The 21,398-nt window shown below is 45.2% G+C and carries 16 protein-coding genes; 12 read left to right on the top strand and 4 right to left on the bottom strand.

What is annotated here, in order from left to right; genetic code table 11:
* Positions 1-32 precede the first annotated feature (32 nt).
* A complete protein-coding gene (gene pgm / locus AB6D58_RS16230; RefSeq protein ID WP_372157776.1) occupies positions 33-1,679 on the top strand; it encodes a phosphoglucomutase (alpha-D-glucose-1,6-bisphosphate-dependent) in 1,647 nt (548 codons plus the stop codon).
* Positions 1,680-1,801: 122 nt separating this feature from the next.
* On the opposite strand, the gene AB6D58_RS16225 is transcribed toward pgm, so the two are convergent.
* A complete protein-coding gene (locus AB6D58_RS16225; RefSeq protein WP_017061951.1) occupies positions 1,802-2,560 on the bottom strand; it encodes a DUF1853 family protein in 759 nt (252 codons plus the stop codon).
* Positions 2,561-2,650: 90 nt separating this feature from the next.
* On the opposite strand from AB6D58_RS16225, the gene AB6D58_RS16220 reads away from it, so the two are divergent.
* The gene (locus AB6D58_RS16220; protein WP_017067382.1) at positions 2,651-3,409 is read left to right on the top strand and encodes a Nif3-like dinuclear metal center hexameric protein; all 759 of its coding nucleotides are present in this window, start codon (positions 2,651-2,653) and stop codon (positions 3,407-3,409) included.
* A 248-nt stretch (positions 3,410-3,657) separates the two neighbouring features.
* Here the strand turns inward: AB6D58_RS16220 and AB6D58_RS16215 are convergent, their stop codons facing one another.
* Positions 3,658-4,947: a citrate synthase gene (locus tag AB6D58_RS16215; protein WP_017061949.1), complete on the bottom strand. Its 1,290-nt coding sequence runs from the start codon at positions 4,945-4,947 to the stop codon at positions 3,658-3,660.
* A 417-nt stretch (positions 4,948-5,364) separates the two neighbouring features.
* On the opposite strand from AB6D58_RS16215, the gene sdhC reads away from it, so the two are divergent.
* The 8 genes from sdhC to sucD all read left to right on the top strand — a co-directional run bounded on the left by sdhC (position 5,365) and on the right by sucD (position 14,980).
* A complete protein-coding gene (sdhC, locus tag AB6D58_RS16210; RefSeq protein WP_017061948.1) occupies positions 5,365-5,757 on the top strand; it encodes a succinate dehydrogenase cytochrome b556 subunit in 393 nt (130 codons plus the stop codon).
* Positions 5,751-6,098: a succinate dehydrogenase, hydrophobic membrane anchor protein gene (gene sdhD / locus AB6D58_RS16205; protein WP_010436768.1), complete on the top strand. Its 348-nt coding sequence runs from the start codon at positions 5,751-5,753 to the stop codon at positions 6,096-6,098. The genes sdhC and sdhD overlap by 7 nt, the downstream gene beginning before the upstream one ends.
* Positions 6,099-7,865 carry a succinate dehydrogenase flavoprotein subunit gene (gene sdhA / locus AB6D58_RS16200; RefSeq protein WP_048606450.1) on the top strand — a complete coding sequence of 589 codons (1,767 nt, stop codon included), beginning with the start codon at positions 6,099-6,101 and terminating at the stop codon, positions 7,863-7,865.
* A gap of 12 nt (positions 7,866-7,877) precedes the next feature.
* Entirely contained in the window at positions 7,878-8,591 is a 714-nt protein-coding gene (locus AB6D58_RS16195) for a succinate dehydrogenase iron-sulfur subunit (protein ID WP_010436773.1), read from the top strand.
* A gap of 97 nt (positions 8,592-8,688) precedes the next feature.
* Positions 8,689-11,505, top strand: coding sequence for a 2-oxoglutarate dehydrogenase E1 component (sucA, locus tag AB6D58_RS16190; RefSeq protein WP_017061946.1), 2,817 nt, complete (start codon positions 8,689-8,691; stop codon positions 11,503-11,505).
* Between the two features lie 21 nt (positions 11,506-11,526).
* Complete coding sequence (gene odhB, locus AB6D58_RS16185) at positions 11,527-12,735, top strand: 2-oxoglutarate dehydrogenase complex dihydrolipoyllysine-residue succinyltransferase (protein ID WP_009847318.1); 1,209 nt, start codon at positions 11,527-11,529, stop codon at positions 12,733-12,735.
* Between the two features lie 206 nt (positions 12,736-12,941).
* Positions 12,942-14,108: an ADP-forming succinate--CoA ligase subunit beta gene (gene sucC, locus AB6D58_RS16180; protein WP_010436793.1), complete on the top strand. Its 1,167-nt coding sequence runs from the start codon at positions 12,942-12,944 to the stop codon at positions 14,106-14,108.
* Positions 14,108-14,980 (top strand): succinate--CoA ligase subunit alpha, encoded by an 873-nt coding sequence (sucD, locus tag AB6D58_RS16175; protein ID WP_017061945.1) that lies wholly within the window; start codon positions 14,108-14,110, stop codon positions 14,978-14,980. Before sucC ends, sucD begins: the two co-directional genes overlap by 1 nt.
* A gap of 114 nt (positions 14,981-15,094) precedes the next feature.
* Here the strand turns inward: sucD and znuB are convergent, their stop codons facing one another.
* Both znuB and znuC read right to left on the bottom strand, forming a co-directional pair.
* Positions 15,095-15,880, bottom strand: a complete 786-nt coding sequence (gene znuB, locus AB6D58_RS16170; RefSeq protein WP_017061944.1) for a zinc ABC transporter permease subunit ZnuB — start codon at positions 15,878-15,880, stop codon at positions 15,095-15,097.
* On the bottom strand, positions 15,880-16,659 hold the full coding sequence (gene znuC, locus AB6D58_RS16165; RefSeq protein WP_017061943.1) for a zinc ABC transporter ATP-binding protein ZnuC: 780 nt from the start codon (positions 16,657-16,659) through the stop codon (positions 15,880-15,882). Before znuC ends, znuB begins: the two co-directional genes overlap by 1 nt.
* Before the next feature lie 83 nt (positions 16,660-16,742).
* Between znuC and znuA the strand changes: the two genes are divergently transcribed.
* Both znuA and AB6D58_RS16155 read left to right on the top strand, forming a co-directional pair.
* A complete protein-coding gene (gene znuA / locus AB6D58_RS16160; protein ID WP_065583830.1) occupies positions 16,743-17,633 on the top strand; it encodes a zinc ABC transporter substrate-binding protein ZnuA in 891 nt (296 codons plus the stop codon).
* 269 nt (positions 17,634-17,902) lie between these two features.
* On the top strand, positions 17,903-21,265 hold the full coding sequence (locus tag AB6D58_RS16155) for a helix-turn-helix domain-containing protein (protein WP_372157785.1): 3,363 nt from the start codon (positions 17,903-17,905) through the stop codon (positions 21,263-21,265).
* Positions 21,266-21,398 lie beyond the last annotated feature (133 nt).

The following is a 21,398-nucleotide window of genomic DNA, read 5'->3' as shown; positions in this document are numbered from 1 at the left end:
TTTTAAAATTTTATATATAAGGATGTCGAAAAATGGCTATGCACCCTCGTGCTGGGCAGAAAGCTCAGCAGGAAGATCTTCATAATATCCCGGCTTTAGTTGCTAACTATTTCTTACAGCAACCGGATGCTACGAACCCAGATCATAAAGTACTTTTCGGTACTTCAGGTCACCGCGGTACAGCAGACAAATCAACATTTAACGAAAACCACATTCTAGCAATTGCACAAGCGGTTGCTGAAGTTCGTGCCGAGCAAGGTACAACTGGCCCTCTTTTCTTAGGTAAAGATACTCACGCTCTATCTGAGCCTGCGTTCTCTACGGTTATCGAAGTGCTTGTAGCGAACGGTGTTGAAGTTATTATTCAAGAAAACAACGGCTTTACTCCAACACCTGGTATCTCGCACGCGATTCTTACGCACAACCTAGTGAATGACAAAAAAGCCGACGGCATTGTTATCACGCCTTCACATAACCCACCTCAAGACGGCGGTATTAAATACAACCCGACACACGGTGGCCCAGCTGAAGCTGAACTGACTCAAGCGATTGAAGACCGTGCGAACGTGATCATTGCTGAGCAAATGCAAGGTGTTAAGCGTACGCCTATCGCACAGGCTAAACAGTCTGAGCTAGTAAAAGAAGTTGACCTAGTCGCGCCATACGTCGCTGATTTGGTTAACGTCGTGGATATGGAAGCGATCCAGAAAGCAAACATCAAGATTGGTGTTGATCCACTGGGTGGCAGCGGTATTGATTACTGGCGTCAAATTGGTAAAGCGTACAATCTAGATCTTACTCTGGTAAGTGAAGCGGTTGACCCTTCATTCCAATTCATGTCTCTAGATAAAGATGGCGTAGTTCGTATGGACTGTTCTTCTCCATACGCAATGGCAGGCTTACTGGCGCTTAAAGACGAGTACGCTCTAGCATTTGGTAACGACCCAGATTACGATCGCCACGGTATCGTGACACCTAAAGGTTTGATGAATCCTAACCACTTCTTAGCGGTTTGTATTGATTACCTATACCGTAACCGTGAAGGTTGGGGTAAAGACGTTGCTGTTGGTAAGACACTAGTATCAAGTGCATTAATCGATCGCGTAGTTTCTGACTTAGGTCGCGAACTTTGTGAAGTGCCAGTTGGTTTCAAATGGTTCGTTGATGGCTTATACAACGGCCAGTTTGGTTTTGGTGGCGAAGAGAGCGCAGGTGCTTCTTTCCTACGTAAAGACGGTACGCCTTGGTCAACAGATAAAGACGGCCTGATTCTTTGCTTGCTTGCGGCTGAGATCACAGCAGTGACAGGTAAGAACCCACAAGAATACTACGAAGAACTTGCCGCTAAACACGGTGAATCTAAGTACAACCGTATTCAAGCGGTAGCAAATGGTGCACAGAAAGACGTGCTGAAGAAACTATCTCCAGAGATGGTTTCTGCTGAGACGTTGGCTGGTGATGCAATTACTGCACGCTTAACACACGCTCCAGGTAACGGTGCTGCGATTGGTGGCTTGAAAGTGACAACTGAGAACGGCTGGTTTGCTGCGCGTCCATCAGGCACTGAAGACATCTACAAGATCTACTGTGAAAGCTTTAAGGGTGAAGAGCACCTGAGAGCAATCGAAGCAGAAGCTCAAGAGATTGTTAACCAAGTATTTGCAGCCGCTGGCCTATAATCGAATCTCGATTACTAGAGTTGCTAAGTAAATAGAAGAAGGGTTGATGTGAAAGCATCAACCCTTTTTGTTTGTGTTAGTTACGTATAAGCGGGAAAAGGTAACTGAGTTAGCTCAGACGACTAACCGTGTGGCCAACTTTGTGGCATCACAAACCAGAATTGCCCCGACTTTGTTTGCCCATGGACGAAGCGATCACCGAACTCGGTGATCGGCTGACTGCTGAAATCATCCGTCCCTGCTGCCCATTGCTCTTTGGTGAGTGGATACAGTGGTTCACTGATTAAATGAGCCTGATCTTGATAGCACCAAAAGCCGTTTACTTGGCTTGGGTTAATGTCATAGCCCAAGCATTTTGTCGGTATGTTTTGCTCTAAGAAAGGGTTGGTATATAGACGACCTTGCATCAGTAAGTGTTTTGAGTCGACATCGATTTCTGGATATTGCTCAACAAAGGCGGCAGAAGAGGACATTTCGAGTTGGTGGCTGAGCATCCTGTCGAGTTTCTTATCCAATTGGTCGTGAGAGTTGGGTCCAAACCATGTTTGTTCGTGGAGCAGATAAAACTTAATCGCCACTTCCCAATGTTCCAGCTTTTGGCTGCTCTCTTCTTTAAGAATAAAGTCGATTGCACCGAGAGTTCTGCCTTCCACATTGATCTGAATCTCGTCGTGCTTTATCGAGTAATTCGGTGAGGCAGCGATCACTTGCTCGCATAGATATTGGTAGAGGAAACCTAATCTAGGATTACCCTCATAAGTATGTGATGAGTCGATGGCATGGTTGCTAGAGAATGCACTGAGATCCGAAACCGGTGGCTTGATTTCTAGTAATGGCGGTGAGTCGATGACCCATTGGTAAAAACGTTGCAGTGCTGTCATCTCTTCCTCATAAACTCATCGTGGGGCTTTCGACATTCTACCCGTAAATTGATATAACGACGTTATTATAAAGGTAAGCTGGAAAGAAAAATGATTAACTTACAATTAGAAAAGCTACTTAACGAAAAACTGCAGCCACAGCAGATTAAAGATTACTGTCCTAATGGTCTTCAAGTTGAAGGCGCGACAGAAGTGAAGCGAATCGTTACTGGTGTAACAGCTTCTCAAGCCTTGATTGATAAAGCGGTAGAACTGAACGCAGACGCTTTGTTAGTCCATCACGGCTTTTTCTGGAAAGGCGAGTCAGAAGCGATTCGTGGCATGAAGGGCAAGCGCATTCGTACCTTGATTAAAAATGACATCAATCTTTTAGGTTATCACTTGCCGCTTGATATCCACCCTGAGCTTGGTAATAACGCGAAACTGGCGGAGTTACTTGAGATAGAAGTCGAAGGCGGTTTGGAAGGGCACCCACAATCGGTTGCTATGTTTGGTAAATTAAAAACACCAATGACAGGTACTGAATTCGCAGCAAAAATCGATCAAGCTCTAAATCGTAAACCACTGCATATCGCTCCAGAAAACCAAGACAAAATGATAACGACCGTCGGTTGGTGTACTGGTGGTGGTCAAGACTACATTGAGCTAGCGGCTTCTCAAGGCATTGATGCTTTTATTTCTGGTGAAATTTCTGAGCGCACTACTTACTCAGCACGCGAGCAAGACATTCATTATTTTGCTGCTGGCCACCACGCGACTGAGCGATACGGTGTAAAAGCGTTAGGTGAATGGTTAGCGGAAGAACATGGCTTGGATGTTGAGTTTATTGATATCGATAACCCAGTTTAAGAGCAGATGCGAGATAAGGGGTACGAGTCGAGTGTATGCGTCGTTCTCTAGAATTGATCAGGTAACCTGTATAGTTTATCTGCTCGCTTAAGGAGATCCCCAACTCATTCGTCCCTCGTTCTTGGGGATGACGATATTATTTTATTCGTTCACTTCGCATTCTTGAGAATGACGAAGTTGAGAGCGTACAAAAGAAAAGGGGTTGATGTTCTCACATCAACCCCTTTTAACATTATGATTTATAGCAACTATTCACGTTCGTGAAGTGCTTTAAAGTCACGTTGTTCTTCACCAGTATATAGCTGACGAGGACGACCGATACGGTTCGTCGGATCGCTGTGCATTTCGTTCCAGTGAGCAATCCAACCGATGGTACGAGACATCGCGAAGATTACTGTAAACATAGATACTGGAATACCGATTGCTTTCAGAATGATACCTGAGTAGAAATCTACGTTCGGGTATAGCTTCTTAGAAACAAAGTACTCATCAGAAAGAGCGATACGCTCAAGTTCCATCGCCACGTCTAGTAGTGGATCTTGGATGTTTAGCTCTTTAAGCACTTCGTGACACGCTTCGCGCATTACTGTTGCACGTGGGTCGTAGTTCTTGTAAACACGGTGACCGAAGCCCATCAAACGGAATGGGTCATCTTTGTCTTTTGCTTTCGCAACGTATTCTTCAATGTTATCTACGCTACCGATCTCTTCAAGCATGCGAAGACAAGCTTCGTTTGCACCGCCGTGAGCTGGGCCCCAAAGTGATGCGATACCTGCTGCGATACACGCAAACGGGTTAGCACCAGATGAACCAGCAAGACGCACTGTAGACGTAGAAGCGTTCTGTTCGTGGTCAGCATGTAGAGTGAAAATCTTATCCATTGCACGAGCAACGATAGGGTTCACTTCATACTCTTCACATGGGTTTGCAAACATCATGTGTAAGAAGTTTTCTGCGTAGCCTAGGTCGTTACGTGGGTAGATAAACGGCTGACCGATTGAATATTTGTAACACATTGCAGCCAGTGTTGGCATTTTTGAAATCAGGCGGTATGCCGCAATTTCACGGTGTGTATCGTTGTTGACATCAAGTGAGTCGTGGTAGAACGCCGCTAGAGCGCCTACAACACCACACATTACAGCCATAGGGTGAGCGTCACGACGGAAGCCGTGGAAGAAACTAGCGATTTGCTCGTGCACCATAGTGTGACGTGTCACGGTAGTCTTGAACTTTTCGTACTCAGCTCGAGATGGGGCTTCACCGTAAAGAAGTATGTAACATACTTCTAAGTAATCAGCGTTATTGGCAAGTTGGTCGATTGGATAACCACGATGTAAAAGAATGCCTTTTCCACCGTCAATAAAAGTGATTTGAGACTCACAGGATGCAGTGGCAAGAAAACCAGGGTCAAAAGTGAAAAAACCATTAGAACCTAGTGTACGAACATCGATCACTGGAGTACCAAGTACACCTTCTGTAATCGGCAGCTCGATTGGCGCTTGACCTTCAATGTGAAGGGTAGCTTTCTTATCCGCCATAACAATCTCCTTTGTTTATTATTTAATCCGTCCAGGATGTTTATGTGCCATTTTTTTACTGGTCTTACGTGGGAAAGTCAATTTTTCTGAAGCTTTGTGTGCACTTGTTAGTGTTTTTTACATTAAATTCGTTAAAAATCTGGTCTGTGTAGCATTATTTGTTACATCAATTGTATTAGAATGTTGCCAGTCGTATAGTGACGCTGAAAAGTTTGGTTAAAACCTTATAAATGCAAGGCTAAGAAGAAATGTGAGGTGTCTTTCTTAATCGAGCAGTTAACAATTATTTTACAATTATCTAAGGCTCAACTTCAGTTATTTGTTAAGTTAATGTTAAATTTTGAAGGTTTACAATCAAATTTTGTCCATAACAATATCATAAGGTTATTTAATGACCATAATGCTCAATGGAGCTGAGTGAGCAAGCCCGTGAAAGAAAGAAAGACAAGACCTGTTAATTTAGATTTACAGACCATCCACTTTCCAATCACAGCAATAGCTTCCATCCTACACCGTGTGTCTGGGGTGATAACTTTTGTCGCGATTGGAATTCTGCTTTGGTTACTATCCATTTCCCTCTCATCCCCAGTAGGCTTTGCCGAAGCTAGCGACATTGTCGATGGTTTCTTCGTGAAGTTTATTCTGTGGGGCATTTTAACCGCTTTGGCTTACCACATTGCTGGTGGTATTCGTCACCTTCTTATGGACCTTGGTCACTTTGAAGAGCTGGAATCTGGCGCTAAGAGCGCTAAGGTTGCATTCGCAGCAACAGCGGTATTGTCTCTACTAGCGGGGATCTTAGTATGGTAAACAACGTTTCTACTTTTGGTCGTAATGGTGTCCACGATTATCTATTGATTCGTGCTACTGCCATCATTATGACGCTTTACACTATCTACCTAGTTAGCTTCTGTGCTTTCTCTGGTGATATCTCTTACGCATCTTGGACGCAATTCTTTGGTGGAACCTTCACTAAAGTCTTCACCATGTTAGCGCTTACTTCTGTTTTGGTTCACGCGTGGATCGGCCTATGGCAAGTACTAACTGACTACATCAAATGCGCAAAACTGCGTGTTGGTCTTCAAGTCGGTGTTGTTGCAGTTCTTCTTGGATATTTCTTCTCTGGTCTGTTTATTTTGTGGGGTGCGTAAGTGACTATTCCTGTTCGTGAGTTTGATGCCGTAGTTATCGGCGCTGGTGGTGCAGGTATGCGTGCCGCACTGCAAATTTCTGAGCAAGGCCTTTCTTGTGCATTGCTTTCTAAAGTTTTCCCTACTCGTTCTCATACGGTTTCAGCGCAAGGCGGCATCACTGTTGCTCTTGGTAACGCGCATGAAGACCATTGGGAACAACATATGTATGACACAGTAAAAGGTTCTGATTACATCGGTGACCAAGACGCTATCGAATACATGTGTAAAAACGGTCCTGAGTCGGTAATCGAACTCGAAAAAATGGGCCTACCTTTCTCTCGTTTTGAGAACGGTACTATTTACCAGCGTCCTTTCGGTGGTCAATCTAAAAACTTTGGTGGTGAGCAAGCGGCTCGTACCGCAGCTGCAGCCGACCGTACTGGTCACGCTCTGCTTCACACGCTTTACCAACAAAACATTAAACACAAAACGACGGTTTTCTCTGAGTGGTATGCACTGGATCTTGTTAAGAACGAAGATGGTGCAATCTTAGGTACTACTGCGCTTTGCATGGAAACCGGTGAGGTTTGCTACTTCAAAGCGAAGGCAACAATCCTTGCTACCGGAGGTGCTGGTCGTATCTACGCATCAACAACCAATGCACATATTAATACTGGTGACGGTGTTGGTATGGCGATTCGTGCTGGCGTTCCTATGCAAGACATCGAAATGTGGCAGTTCCACCCAACGGGTATCGCTGGTGCAGGTGTATTGGTAACGGAAGGTTGTCGTGGTGAAGGTGGTTACCTTCTCAATAAAGACGGCGAACGCTTCATGGAACGTTACGCACCAAACGCTAAAGACTTAGCGGGTCGTGATGTTGTTGCTCGTTCAATGATGGTTGAAATTCGTGAAGGTCGTGGTTGCGATGGCCCTTGGGGTCCACATATTAAGCTTAAGCTTGATCACTTAGGTAAAGAGACGCTTGAATCTCGTCTTCCTGGTGTATGTGAACTTTCTCGTACCTTTGCTCACGTTGATCCAGTGAAAGAGCCAATCCCAGTAATCCCGACATGTCACTACATGATGGGTGGTGTTCCAACACAAGTTTCTGGTCAAGCTATTAAGCAAACCGAAGACGGCAGCGATGTTGAAATCCAAGGTCTATTTGCTTGTGGTGAAATCGCATCAGTATCAGTACATGGTGCCAACCGTCTAGGTGGTAACTCACTGCTTGATTTGGTGGTATTTGGTCGTGCGACAGGTCTACACCTAGGTGAGACACTGAAGAAGCAAGACGAAGCGAAACCTGCAACTGAAGCTGACATTGAGCGTTCACTAGAGCGTTACAACCGTTGGGAAAACAGCACAGACGGCGAAGATCCAGCGCAAATCCGTAAAGATCTTCAGCAATGTATGCAGAACAACTTCTCAGTATTCCGTGAAGGCAAAGCAATGGCTGAAGGCCTAGAAGAGCTAAAAGCGATTCGCGAGCGTCTGAAAAATGCACACCTATCTGATAAGTCTACAGAGTTCAACACTCAACGTATCGAGTGTCTAGAGCTTGAAAACTTGATGGAAACGGCATTCGCAACGGCTGTTGCTGCAAATTTCCGTACAGAGAGCCGTGGCGCACACGCTCGATTCGATTTCCCTGACCGTGATGATGAGCAATGGCTATGCCACTCACTTTACAACCCAGAGTCAGAGAGCATGACTAAGCGTGGTGTAAACATGGAACCTATCCATCGTGAAGCGTTCCCACCAAAAGCACGTACGTACTAAGGAGATATGACCATGAAACTGAATTTCTCTTTATATCGTTACAATCCAGATGTCGACCAGAAACCTTATATGAAGGAATACACTCTAGAAGTGGATGAAGGTTCAGACATGATGCTTTTGGATGCGCTTATTCTGTTGAAAGAGCAAGATCCAACAATCTCATTCCGTCGCTCATGCCGTGAAGGTGTATGTGGCTCGGATGGTTTGAACATGAACGGTAAAAATGGCCTAGCGTGTATCACGCCATTGTCTGCGCTTTCGGGCCAAGACAAGATTGTGATTCGCCCACTGCCTGGCTTACCCGTTGTTCGTGACCTGATTGTAGACATGACTCAGTTCTACGATAACTACGAAAAAGTGAAGCCATTCTTAGTGTCTGATGGCAATGTGCCACCGGCTCGTGAAAACTTACAAAGCCCTGATGAGCGTGCTCATTTAGATGGATTGTACGAATGTATCATGTGTGCATGTTGTACAACGTCATGCCCATCATTCTGGTGGAACCCTGACAAATTCATCGGACCAGCAGGCCTGCTTGCAGCGTACCGTTGGCTAATTGATAGCCGAGATACAGCGACAGACGAACGTTTGTCCGATCTTGATGATGCATTTAGCGTTTTTCGTTGCCATGGCATCATGAATTGTGTAAGTGTTTGTCCTAAGGGATTAAATCCGACGAAAGCTATTGGTCACATCAAGACCATGCTAGTGAATCGTTCGGTTTAAGTTATATAAAAATTGCCGCCCTAGAAGTTTTGGGGCGGCCTTTTAATAGCTCGGCATAGACCGCAGCAAACGTGAAAACTACTGGTTAAGGGAAAATATGCACAACGGCGTGATGAAGGCATGGCTCGAGTCTTCACACTTGGCTGGCGCCAATGCAACGTACGTAGAAGAACTCTATGAACTGTATCTAAGTGACCCAGATTCGGTAAGTGACGAATGGAGAAGTGTTTTTGAAGAACTGCCTGTGCAAGCTTCAGAGACAGTGGAACAACCACACTCTCGTGTTCGTGAATACTTCCGTCGACTCGCTCAAGAAACAAAGCATTACAGTGTCCAAGTTAGTGATCCAGATGTCGATGCGAAACAAGTAAAGGTTCTGCAACTTATTAATGCCTATCGATTCCGAGGGCATCAAGCAGCAAATCTAGACCCCCTAGGTTTATGGAAAAGAGCGACAGTTGATGAACTGGACCCTTCTTTCCACACTCTTACCGAAGATGACCTCAATGAGACGTTCAACGTCGGCTCTTACGCCATTGGCCAAGAGACGATGGTGCTTAAAGATCTCTACAAATCTCTAAAGCAAACGTATTGTGGCTCTATTGGTGCTGAATACATGCACATGACAAATACAGAGCAAAAGCGTTGGATCCAACAACGTTTAGAGTCTGTATCTGGTCAACCCTCTTTCAACAAAGAAGAAAAGCAAGCTTTCCTAGAAGAGCTAACTGCTGCTGAAGGTCTTGAGCGCTATCTTGGTGCGAAATTCCCAGGCGCAAAACGCTTCTCGTTGGAAGGTGGTGATGCTCTTATCCCAATGACGAAAGAAATTATTCGTCATGCTGGCGGACAAGGCATGCGTGAAGTTGTTGTTGGTATGGCTCACCGTGGTCGTCTAAACATGTTGGTCAACGTGCTTGGTAAAAAGCCACAAGACCTGTTTGACGAGTTTGCGGGCAAGCACGATGACACGTGGGGTACTGGTGATGTGAAATACCACCAAGGCTTCTCTGCGGACTTCGCAACGCCAGGCGGCAACGTTCACTTAGCACTAGCATTTAACCCATCTCACTTAGAAATCGTAAACCCGGTAGTTATCGGTTCAGTACGTGCACGTCAAGATCGCCTTGGTGATAATGATGGTAGCCGTGTACTTCCAATTACTATCCACGGTGACTCAGCTATCGCTGGTCAGGGTGTAGTACAAGAGACGTTTAACATGTCTCAAGCTCGTGGTTTCTGTGTAGGTGGTACGGTTCGTATCGTTGTAAACAACCAAGTTGGTTTTACAACGTCTAACCCTCGCGATACACGCTCTACGATGTACTGTACCGATATCGCGAAGATGGTTCAGGCTCCGATTTTCCACGTTAACTCTGATGATCCAGAAGCGGTTGCGTTTGTTGCGCGTCTTGCATTGGATTACCGTAATACGTTTAAGCGTGATGTTGTTATTGATTTGGTTTGTTACCGTCGCCACGGTCACAATGAAGCCGATGAGCCGAATGCAACACAGCCTTTGATGTACCAAAAAATCAAGAAGCACCCAACACCACGTAAGCTTTACGCTGACGTGCTAATGGAGCGCGGTGAGTTTGGTATTGATACAGCAACTCAGCTAGTTAACGAATATCGTGATGCACTTGATCACGGTGAAGTTGTGGTTAAAGAGTGGCGTCCAATGGCACTTCACTCAGTAGACTGGTCTCCTTACCTAGGTCACGACTGGAACATCGAGTGGGATAACAAGATTGATATCGAGCGCCTGAAAGAGCTTGGTACCAAACTTTGTCAATACCCGGACAGCCACAAGCTGCAAAGCCGAGTAAATAAACTGTACAACGATCGTACTGCCATGGTGAATGGTGAGAAACAAGTCGATTGGGGTATGGCTGAAACTCTGGCATACGCAACACTTGTTGACGACGGTAAGCGTATTCGTATCTCAGGCCAAGATTCAGGTCGTGGTACGTTCTTCCACCGTCACTCAGTACTGCACAATCAATCAGATGCAAGCACGTATGTTCCTCTTGCGAACATTCATGATAAACAAGGGCCATTCCAAGTGTTTGACTCTGTGTTATCTGAAGAAGCGGTACTCGCATTTGAGTATGGTTACGCGACAGCAGAGCCAAGCGGTCTAACCCTTTGGGAAGCTCAATTTGGTGACTTCGCAAACGGTGCACAAGTTGTTATCGACCAATTCATTTCATCAGGTGAGCAAAAGTGGGCACGTCTATGTGGTCTAACTATGCTGCTTCCTCACGGTTATGAAGGCCAAGGCCCGGAGCACTCTTCTGCACGTCTTGAGCGTTACCTTCAGTTATGTGCTGAACAAAACATGCAGGTTGTTGTTCCTTCAACACCAGCTCAGGTTTACCACATGATTCGCCGTCAGGTTGTTCGACCAATGCGTCGTCCACTGATTGTAATGTCACCTAAGTCATTGCTTCGTCACCCTCTGTGTACTTCTTCTCTTGAAGATTTGGCAGAAGGCACGTTCCAACCAGCTATCGCAGAAATTGATGATCTGGCTCCTGAGAACGTAAAACGCGTCGTGTTCTGTTCAGGTAAGGTTTACTTTGACCTGCTTGACCAAAGGCGTAAGAACGAGCAAGACGATGTCGCTATTGTACGTATTGAGCAACTTTACCCGTTCCCTTATGAGGACGTGAGAGCTGCCATCGCACAGTACACAAATGTAGTCGATTACGTTTGGTGTCAAGAAGAGCCACAAAACCAAGGTGCTTGGTACAGTAGCCAACATAATTTCCGAGCTGCTATCCCAGTAGGTGCTGATATTCAATACGCAGGTCGTCCTGCATCAGCATCACCAGCTGTTGGCTATATGTCAGTACACTTGAAACAACAAAAAGCGTTAGTTGACGACGCTTTGACCCTACTTAAGAACTAGAAGTAAAAGGAAAATACGCACATGACAATTGAAATTCTGGTTCCAGATTTACCTGAATCTGTGGCTGATGCAACAGTTGCTACTTGGCACAAAAAACCGGGCGAAGCGGTTGCACGTGATGAAGTCATTGTAGATATCGAAACAGATAAAGTAGTTCTAGAAGTACCGGCTCCTGAAGCGGGTGTTCTGGAAGCTATCATTGAAGAAGAGGGTGCTACGGTACTTTCTAAGCAGCTTCTGGCGAAAATTAAACCTGGTGCTGTCGCTGGTGAACCAACGAAAGACACGACTGAAGATACAGAAGCTTCTCCTGATAAGCGCCACAAAGCGGCTCTTACAGAAGAGAGCAACGACGCACTAAGCCCAGCTGTTCGTCGCTTGCTTGCAGAGCACAACCTACAACCAGCTGACGTTAAAGGCACTGGTGTTGGTGGTCGTATTACTCGTGAAGACATCGACGCACATCTAGCAGCAGCGAAAGCCGCTCCGGCAGCAGCATCTGCACCAGCAGTTGAAGCGCCAGCAGCAGCTCGTAGCCAAAAACGCGTACCTATGACTCGCCTACGTAAGACAGTTGCAAACCGTCTTCTAGAAGCGAAGAACAGCACAGCAATGCTGACTACTTTCAACGAAGTGAACATGAAGCCAATCATGGACCTTCGTAAGCAGTACAAAGACCAATTCGAGAAGCGTCACGACACGCGTCTGGGCTTCATGTCTTTCTATGTGAAAGCAGTAACAGAAGCGCTAAAACGTTTCCCAGAAGTGAACGCTTCTATTGATGGTACAGATATCGTTTACCACAACTACTTCGACATCAGCATGGCAGTATCAACGCCACGTGGTCTAGTGACTCCAGTACTGAAAGACTGTGACACACTAGGTTTCGCTGATATCGAAAAAGGCATCAAAGAGCTAGCAATCAAAGGCCGTGACGGCAAGCTAACTGTTGACGAGCTGATGGGCGGTAACTTCACTATCACAAACGGTGGTGTATTTGGTTCTCTAATGTCTACGCCAATCATCAACCCGCCTCAAGCGGCAATCCTGGGTATGCACAAAATCCAAGATCGTCCAATGGCTGTTGATGGCAAGGTAGAGATTCTACCAATGATGTACCTAGCGCTTTCTTACGACCACCGTCTAATCGATGGCCGTGAATCAGTTGGTTTCCTAGTGACCATCAAAGAGCTTCTAGAAGATCCTGCACGTCTGCTGTTAGACGTTTAGTATCGCTAAAACGTCTAGTTAACCCCGTTAGCTAGACGTAAAAAGTTTCAAAGGCTAGGCTGCTCAACGTCTGGCCTTCACTTGAACTGTAAAGCCATTAGAAAATGGACAGCAGTTGATTTGAGAAGACCCTACAGACGTAACACAGGAAACTGTGTCGTTATGGAAATAATAATCCCTTAAGGGAAAATAAACGGAATATCAAAATGAATTTGCATGAATACCAAGCCAAACAGCTGTTTGCAGAATTCGGTTTGCCTGTACCAGAAGGTTTCGCATGTGATACTGCACAAGAAGCTTTCGAAGCTGCAGGTCGTATCAGTACAGCCAAGAAAGTCGTTAAGTGTCAAGTACACGCTGGTGGCCGTGGTAAAGCGGGCGGCGTAGAGCTGCATGACACCAAAGAAGGCGTTAAAGAGTTTGCACAAAAGTGGCTAGGTAAAAACCTAGTGACTTACCAAACAGACGCTAATGGTCAGCCTGTAACAAAAATCCTAGTTGAAGAAGCATCAAACATTGCTAACGAACTTTACCTAGGTGCTGTTGTTGACCGCGCAACGCGTAAAATTGTATTCATGGCGTCAACTGAAGGCGGTGTGGACATTGAGAAAATCGCTGAAGAAACTCCAGAGTTGATTCACCAATCAGCGATCGATCCTCTAGTGGGCCCTCAAGCTTACCAAGGCCGTGAACTGGCGTTCAAACTTGGTCTAGTTGGCGATCAAATTAAACAGTTCGTTAAGATCTTCATGGGTCTTGGCCAAATGTTCTCTCAGTACGACCTAGCGCTACTAGAAATCAACCCGCTTGTAATTACTGGCGAAGGCAACCTGCTTTGTCTAGACGGCAAGATCAACATCGACTCAAACGCGATGTACCGTCAGCCTAAACTACGTGAAATGCACGATCCATCTCAAGAAGATGAGCGCGAAGCACACGCAGCACAGTGGGAACTGAACTACGTAGCACTAGATGGTAACGTTGGCTGTATGGTTAACGGTGCAGGCCTTGCGATGGGTACGATGGATATCGTAAACCTACACGGCGGCAAGCCAGCAAACTTCCTTGATGTAGGCGGCGGCGCGACAAAAGAACGTGTAGCTGAAGCATTCAAGATCATCCTTTCTGATGACAATGTTAAAGCAGTACTCGTAAACATTTTCGGTGGCATCGTTCGTTGTGACATGATCGCTGAAGGTATTATCGGTGCAGTTAAAGAAGTCGGCGTAACAGTTCCTGTAGTTGTTCGTCTAGAAGGTACAAACGCAGACCTAGGTCGCGAAGTACTTGCTAATTCTGATGTTGATATCATTGCAGCTGAATCTCTAACAGATGCTGCTCAGAAAGTTGTTGCTGCTGCGGAGGCTAAATAATGTCTGTATTAATTAACAAAGACACTAAAGTAATCTGTCAGGGTTTCACTGGCGGTCAAGGTACATTCCACTCAGACCAAGCTATCGCATACGGTACGCAAATGGTTGGTGGTGTTTCACCTGGTAAAGGTGGTCAAACTCACCTAGGCCTTCCAGTATTCAACACAGTACGTGAAGCGGTAGAAGTAACTGGCGCAACAGCAACAGTTATCTACGTACCAGCTCCTTTCTGTAAAGATGCAATCCTAGAAGCGATTGATGCAGGTATCGAACTGATCGTAACGATCACTGAAGGTATCCCTACAACAGATATGATCGACGTTAAAGTGAAGCTAGAAGAAACTGGCGTTCGCATGATCGGTCCTAACTGTCCAGGTCTTATCACTCCAGACGAGTGTAAGATTGGTATCATGCCTGGTCACATCCACAAGAAGGGTAAAGTAGGTATCGTATCTCGCAGCGGTACTCTGACATACGAAGCAGTTAAGCAAACAACAGATGAAGGCTTTGGTCAGTCTACATGTGTTGGTATCGGTGGTGACCCTATCCCAGGTTCAAACTTCATTGATATCTTGAAACTTTTCCAAGAAGACCCAGAAACTGAAGCAATCGTAATGATTGGTGAAATTGGTGGTACTGCGGAAGAAGAAGCGGCTGATTTCATCAAAGCAAACGTAACTAAGCCAGTTGTATCTTACATCGCTGGTGTTACTGCTCCTCCGGGCAAACGTATGGGCCACGCAGGCGCAATCATCTCTGGCGGTAAAGGTACTGCTGAAGATAAATTCGCAGCACTAGAAGCAGCAGGCGTTAAGACTGTTAAGTCTCTTGCTGACATCGGTAAAGGCCTACGTGAAATCACGGGTTGGTAATCAGCTGGCTTTTATCGATTGAGATAGAAGTTAATTGAAACGATATTAAAAAGGCTTGGTCACTGACCAAGCCTTTTTTTATGTTTTCGAGATACGAGATCGTACTGCTAAGTGCTAAGCTCGACTTCTAACCATTTGAGATAGCATAAACATTGCTGCCGCACTGATAACCACAGACGGGCCAGCAGGCGTATCATAGAACCAAGACAAGCTTAATCCACCGAATACAGCGATAGAGCCAATAATTGATGCAAGGAAGGCCATCTGCTCAGGTGTGCTCGAGAACTTCCTTGCCGTTGCTGCAGGAATAATCAGTAGCGATGTCATGATTAACGCACCAACAAACTTCATACCGACAGCAATCACGATACCGACCAATAGCATCAGAATCAGACGCATTAAATCAATGTTGATGCCATCAACCGCCGCGAGATCTTCGTTAACCGTCGTTGATAGTAGTGGTCGCCAAAAGATAGCAAGTACTAATCCAATCACAGCAGCACCCGCATAGATGAACACTAAATCCGTTGGAGATACTGCCAGCAAGTCACCAAATAGGTAGCTCATTAGGTCAACACGAACGTTATCTAAGAAACTGACAGCAACCAAACCAAGTGATAGCGCACTGTGCGCCAAAATACCGAGTAGGGTATCGGTCGCGACCAGCTTTTGTTTTTGTAAAGTCACTAGCAACACGGCCAGCATCAAACAACAAATCAGCAGCGCGAAATACAAGTTAATGTTGAACAGAAAGCCAAGTGCTAAGCCCATCAAAGAAGCGTGAGCAAGCGTGTCACCAAAGTAAGCCATCTTACGCCACACCACGAATGAACCTAGTGGGCCTGCAATTAGTGCAATACCCAAACCCGCCAAAATAGAGGGAAGAAGAAACTCAAGCATTAGTGGTGTCCGTGTTTATGGTTTGAACATTCATGCACGTCGCCTTCGACAGGCTGGCCTGCGAGATCATGATGGTGATGTTCGTGTTGGTGATGATAAAACGCTAGCGTCTCTTGGGTCGCGGTGCCAAAGAGCGCAATATACGAAGGATGGTGTTTGATGTCTGCAGGTGCGCCTGAGCAACAGATGTGGTGGTGTAAACAGATAACATCGTCTGTTTTTGCCATCACTAAATGCAGATCGTGTGAAACCATAAATACGGCACAACCAAAGCGGTGGCGAATGGTGTCAATCAAGTCATACAGGTCTATTTGCCCTTGAACGTCGACGCCTTGAGCCGGTTCATCGAGAACCAGTAGATCTGGTCTTCTTAGCAATGAACGAGCAATGAGCACACGTTGGTTTTCTCCGCCAGATAGCTGGTGCATGTTACTCTTCTGCAGATGTTCAGCACCAACGAGCTTCAATGCTTCAAGGATCTCTTGCTGACTGAAATTGCCAGTGAGTTTTAGAAAACGCTCTACGTTGAGCGGTAGGGAATCATTGAGCTTTAATTTTTGTGGTACATAGCCAATTTTCAGTTTTTTAGCTTTTGTTATTGTGCCTGAAAATTTGGTCTGTAAACCCAGTACCACTTTTACTAATGTCGACTTTCCTGCACCGTTTGGCCCAATCAGGGTGGTGATTCTGCCGCGCTCTAAATTTAGAGAGATGTTGTCTAGAACTTTTCGACCGTCAAATTCGACGCTCACAGAATCTAGTTGGATTAAGTTATCCATGAATAGAACTCATTTGCAATTCGCTAATGTTATAATGTAACATTTACCTCAAGCCTAAGCTACTTTTCTATTATCGAGGGATTATGTCACGTTCATCTTTTATACTTGCTACTTTGCTTTTAGCGCCAAGTGTCGCAAGTGCCAATACTATTCTAACAAGCTTTAAACCAATTCAAATGATTGTGACAGAATTAACGCAAGGCGTTAGTGAGCCGGATGTGTTGATGAACAGCAATGCTTCGCCGCATGATTATGCGCTTAAGCCATCGGATGTCAAAAAAGTTCATAGTGCCGATATGGTCATCTGGTTCGGCCCTGACCTAGAAGCCTTTCTGACTAAGGTGATTGGTTCAAAAGAAAATGTTATCAAGATCAGTGATATTCCCGGAATCAACTTGCGAGAGTTTGGACACGAAGAGCATGACCACGATGCACATGAAGGGCACCACCACGGTAGCCATGACCCGCATTTTTGGTTAGGTATCGAGCAAGTTGAAGTAGCTGCAAAATACATCTCAGCTAAGTTGATTGAATCTGATCCAGACAACGCAATGGCGTACCAAGAGAATCTCGATTCATTCCTGATTGCATTGAAAGAGAAGCAACAGTCTATTCGAGATCAACTTGCACCCGTGAAAGACAAAGGTTACTACGTTTTTCATGACGCGTATGGTTACTTTGAGCAAGAGTTTGAGCTAAATAACTTAGGTCACTTTACGGTGAGCCCAGAGCGTAAGCCGGGTGCAAAAAGCCTGATCGCTATTAAGAAAACGATAGTACGTGAAAACGTTCAATGTGTGTTTTCTGAGCCTCAATTCACTCCTGCTGTGATTGAATCAGTGACGCGCGGAAGTAACGCAAAACAAGGTCAGCTTGACCCTATCGGTTCAACAGTTGAAGTGAAGAGTGGAAGCTATTTCGATTTTCTTCAGCAACTTACAGATAGCTATACAAGTTGCTTAGACGAGAAGTAAGTCATAAACGAGTATTCTTTACTCTACTTTGCTCTCGTTAATTCATGAATCATGCCGCTTTTTGCGGCATTTTCGTGACCGCTAAGATAAAACCTCCTAACAAATAACAAACCTCCTTTCTCCTTTTCTAATTTCCGCTAAAATGGAAAGATAATAATAAGCACAAAAAAACTCAGTTTTTGGTTTAGCAACGATAAGACGTTGTGGTACCCAAAATTTCATGTGTTGTTGCTGTTCAGGATTAAGAGTTGTATCGAATTATCTTCAAAATGTTCATGTTAATGAGCATTTCATTTAGCGTTCTAGCGGTAAATACCTCGCCCTCCGTTTTCTATCCTTTGCCCGCTCAAGCGCAAGGGAATTTCCTTGCGGCTAAAAACTTGTATTTAGGTGCCGGAGGTGGGCTCTGGGTTCATGATGTGCATGGAAAAGTACTCTTTTACGATGGTCGAACTCTATTCCCTCGCAAGGGAAGCTTACTGCAATTTTCTTCGGAAAGAGTCGCCTTTCTGAACGATGAGTTTTGGACATTTTTCGACAATGAGGTCTATCGACATAACCCTGGAATTGGCAACGAATTGGCGTTTAGCCTAAGTCCCGGCGCTGAAATAGCGAATATCGGTGCATCAGGCGATTATATTTGGGTTACTGACGGCAGTAATTTCTATACCTACAACACTCAATCTTTAGAATTCAACACCTACTCTCTACTTAAACTGTACCGATACAATAACAGCAGTGACATTGCGATTAACGACGCTGAGTGGGTACTATCAAAGTGGGTGCTAGCGACCAGTTCTGGCGTTTACCTTTCAGAGAATCAAGAGTTTACCCATGTCACCGCATCAGACAAAAACCATATTGAGACGGTTTATTTTTCGAATGCTCGACGTGAGTTAGTGATCGGTACTTTAAATGGTGCTGTGATTGTTGATCTCGCGAACCCAGACAAAGAGACCATCGTTAAAGGGTCGCATGTTCTCTCGTTGGCCGAAACTTCGGACCAGTATTGGATTGGTACAGAGCACGGCCTTATTAGCTACAACTTTATTACGGGACAAATTACTCGATTCGAACAAGCCGCTAGTCAAGACTTCTCGTTACCGGGTGAGAAAATATATTCGTTGATAAACGATCATGCTGGTGGTATGTGGGTTGCGACAAACAACGGTATCCGATACTTCTCACTGTTCAGCAAAACCTTCTCGAGAACACCCCTAACTGGAATGGGCATGCATTCGAGTAGTGTGGTGATCAATAAAGTACTGCCTGTCAGTGACCAGTTATCTTGGGTCGCGTCTTCAATGGGGCTCTACTTGGTTGATTCTGAAAGTGAAGAGAACCCAATTCGTGTTTACTCTAACCCTGTTAATGATTTTGAGATCTTTGGCTCTTCCATTTGGTTGGCGACCGAACAAGGTATCATCAGTCTAAATACGGAAACACTACAACCCGAAGCCCTTGATTTACCAAGGCCAATTGAGGGAGTGCGTGTTGAAAACCTTGCGCTTCAAGCCGATAACGTTCTTTGGATGACCTCTGGGCAAAACCTCTATTCGTTATCTATCGAAACCATGAAACTGACGAGTTATGGCACTGACTGGTTAGTCGACAAGTTCTTGCCTGCGAAGATCACCGCTCTCAATGTAGGCTTGCTAGGTCGCATCTATATAGGAACGGATCATGGCTTCTACTCGTTCATTGATAAACGAATTAGCTTTAGTCGTTCCAGCGAACGGTTTGGCAAAGTCGTCGATATTGAAAAAGCGAAGGATGGAGCGCAGTGGTTTGCGAGCAGTTATGGCGTGTATCGAATCCCGGATGACAGCTCTATTATTCAAGAAATCACTCTTGTTGAAGACAATATTAGCCCCAACTGCCTGATAAGCGATGACAATGGTGTTTGGTTAGGCTCTTCGAAAGGCATCAGTTATTACGGATTGGATGGGCAACTGCATAAACACATAGGTTCGCCATTTGGTTTGATCACCAATGAACTGGCGGCAGGAGCGTGTGCTCTTTTTTACAGTCAAGATAGCCAACCTTCGAGGCTTGTTTTCGGCTCAAAGTATGGTGTAGTCAGCGCGTTATCTAACGAGTTACTGGTATCAACTACACCTCATAGCCGTGCCTTGTTGAGTAAGATAAGTGTCGACCAACAAACGGTGTCACTTGGCGGGAAAACGGCCGAACTGGATGAGATTCCTTATGGCTCATCGATGGGGTTTAAGCTAGGCATCTTACCAGCAACGTTCGCACCTGCGATGGAATACCGACTGAGCGACGATGAACCATGGAGTGAGTTTGAAGGGGGCTTGTTAACGCTCGATCATCTTCTTCCTGGGGATTACACACTTGAAGTGAAGCCGGTTAAGGACTCCCATTATCGCTTTGTGTCAACCAATCAAAGCTTTTCGATTGCAGAACCTTGGTATCTGACCAATTGGGCTGCAGCAAGCTCTCTTATATTACTGATTGGCGTTGTGACTATCTTAGTCTTTTGGCGTTCGCGTTATGTCACTTTTGCCAACCGGCACTTAAAAGCGCAAGTTGCACTGAAGACAGACCAATTGAGACACCAAAGCCGGATATTACTCGCGACTAATCAACAGCTTAAAAAGCAGCTATCCGTGAAGAATGCGCTTGTGTCTCACACTGCCAATGAACTCTCTTCTGAAGTGAATCATATTGCTGCGATGCTCCCGAATTGGAATGACGAGCTCGGGAAGTCGCCGATTCTAACCTTGAAAAATGGCTTAGCGCAATTGAGCAATACCCCCCAAGGGAAAGGGCAAGTTTGTTACGATATAATTTTAATCTTAGAGGCGGTACTCAAAGCTTGGCAGGATGACTTAACCAAAGCCGGTATTGAATTGGATATTAAAGTCGAAACAAAACAACGATATGTCTCGTTGCTGTATTTTAATCTCGATATTATCTTCAATAGCTTGGTTGCGAGCATCATCAAGAGAAACTTTAAGTCGCAGAGTATGGTGGTTCTGGTTGAAGAGGTTAAGGAGCATCTTGTTGTGACCATTCGAGATCATGGGATGCCTTTCCCTAAACTGGCATCAAGCATGGGTGACAATACCGGAAAGTCGACCGACCTTAACATCGAAAAGCTGCCGCTATTGATGAATCAGAGCGGTGGTGAGCTTAATGCCTTGGTTTCGGAGTCTCAAAATAAGGTTCAGCTTTCGTGGCCAATTGAGTATCAAGTACTCGACAATCTTGAAGCCAGCACAATTGAACAGATTGAAACCATTAAGCTTGCCGCCTCAACACCAGAGCAACAAAAACTGACAGCGGAACAAGAGTGGAAGAACAGAGTGTCGCAGCTTGTGAGTGAAAACTACGCTGATGCCGAGTTCAGTACTGCAACTGCCGCTAAGTATTTGTTTATGTCTGAGAGAAGCTTACAGAGACGCTTTAAATCGGCTTACAACAAGACCTTCAAAGAGCACTTGAATGAAGTACGTCTAGAGCATGCGTGTGAGCGCTTACTCGCTGGAGAGAAGATCTCTGATGTGGCGTTTGATTCGGGGTTCAATGACCCTTCCTATTTCAGTCAAAGGTTTAAGCACCACTTTGGCATGTCACCATCTAAGTTTGCTGAAAACAACGAAGAGTAGCACGCAGCGGATACTCAGCTAGAACATAAATAAAGATACTTTAGCCTCGACATTCGTGTTGGGGCTTTCTTATGCTTCTACGAGATACGAGATACGAGATACGAGATACGAGATACGAGATACGAGATACGAG

Source organism: Vibrio sp. 10N.239.312.D08 (assembly GCF_041466145.1).
In the GTDB taxonomy this organism is placed as follows: Bacteria; Pseudomonadota; Gammaproteobacteria; order Enterobacterales; family Vibrionaceae; genus Vibrio; species Vibrio crassostreae_C.
Note: the sequence above shows the minus strand (reverse complement) of the source record. Positions and strands in the feature narration are given on the sequence as shown.

What these genes read in the sequence shown, in the direction of transcription:
- pgm (WP_372157776.1), top strand. Translation starts at nt 33, where the DNA reads ATGGCTATGCACCCTCGTGCTGGGCAGAAAGCTCAGCAGGAAGATCTT.
- AB6D58_RS16225 (WP_017061951.1), bottom strand. Translation starts at nt 2,560, where the DNA reads ATGACAGCACTGCAACGTTTTTACCAATGGGTCATCGACTCACCGCCA.
- AB6D58_RS16220 (WP_017067382.1), top strand. Translation starts at nt 2,651, where the DNA reads ATGATTAACTTACAATTAGAAAAGCTACTTAACGAAAAACTGCAGCCA.
- AB6D58_RS16215 (WP_017061949.1), bottom strand. Translation starts at nt 4,947, where the DNA reads ATGGCGGATAAGAAAGCTACCCTTCACATTGAAGGTCAAGCGCCAATC.
- sdhD (WP_010436768.1), top strand. Translation starts at nt 5,751, where the DNA reads ATGGTAAACAACGTTTCTACTTTTGGTCGTAATGGTGTCCACGATTAT.
- AB6D58_RS16195 (WP_010436773.1), top strand. Translation starts at nt 7,878, where the DNA reads ATGAAACTGAATTTCTCTTTATATCGTTACAATCCAGATGTCGACCAG.
- sucA (WP_017061946.1), top strand. Translation starts at nt 8,689, where the DNA reads ATGCACAACGGCGTGATGAAGGCATGGCTCGAGTCTTCACACTTGGCT.
- odhB (WP_009847318.1), top strand. Translation starts at nt 11,527, where the DNA reads ATGACAATTGAAATTCTGGTTCCAGATTTACCTGAATCTGTGGCTGAT.
- sucC (WP_010436793.1), top strand. Translation starts at nt 12,942, where the DNA reads ATGAATTTGCATGAATACCAAGCCAAACAGCTGTTTGCAGAATTCGGT.
- sucD (WP_017061945.1), top strand. Translation starts at nt 14,108, where the DNA reads ATGTCTGTATTAATTAACAAAGACACTAAAGTAATCTGTCAGGGTTTC.
- znuB (WP_017061944.1), bottom strand. Translation starts at nt 15,880, where the DNA reads ATGCTTGAGTTTCTTCTTCCCTCTATTTTGGCGGGTTTGGGTATTGCA.
- znuC (WP_017061943.1), bottom strand. Translation starts at nt 16,659, where the DNA reads ATGGATAACTTAATCCAACTAGATTCTGTGAGCGTCGAATTTGACGGT.
- znuA (WP_065583830.1), top strand. Translation starts at nt 16,743, where the DNA reads ATGTCACGTTCATCTTTTATACTTGCTACTTTGCTTTTAGCGCCAAGT.
- AB6D58_RS16155 (WP_372157785.1), top strand. Translation starts at nt 17,903, where the DNA reads ATGTTCATGTTAATGAGCATTTCATTTAGCGTTCTAGCGGTAAATACC.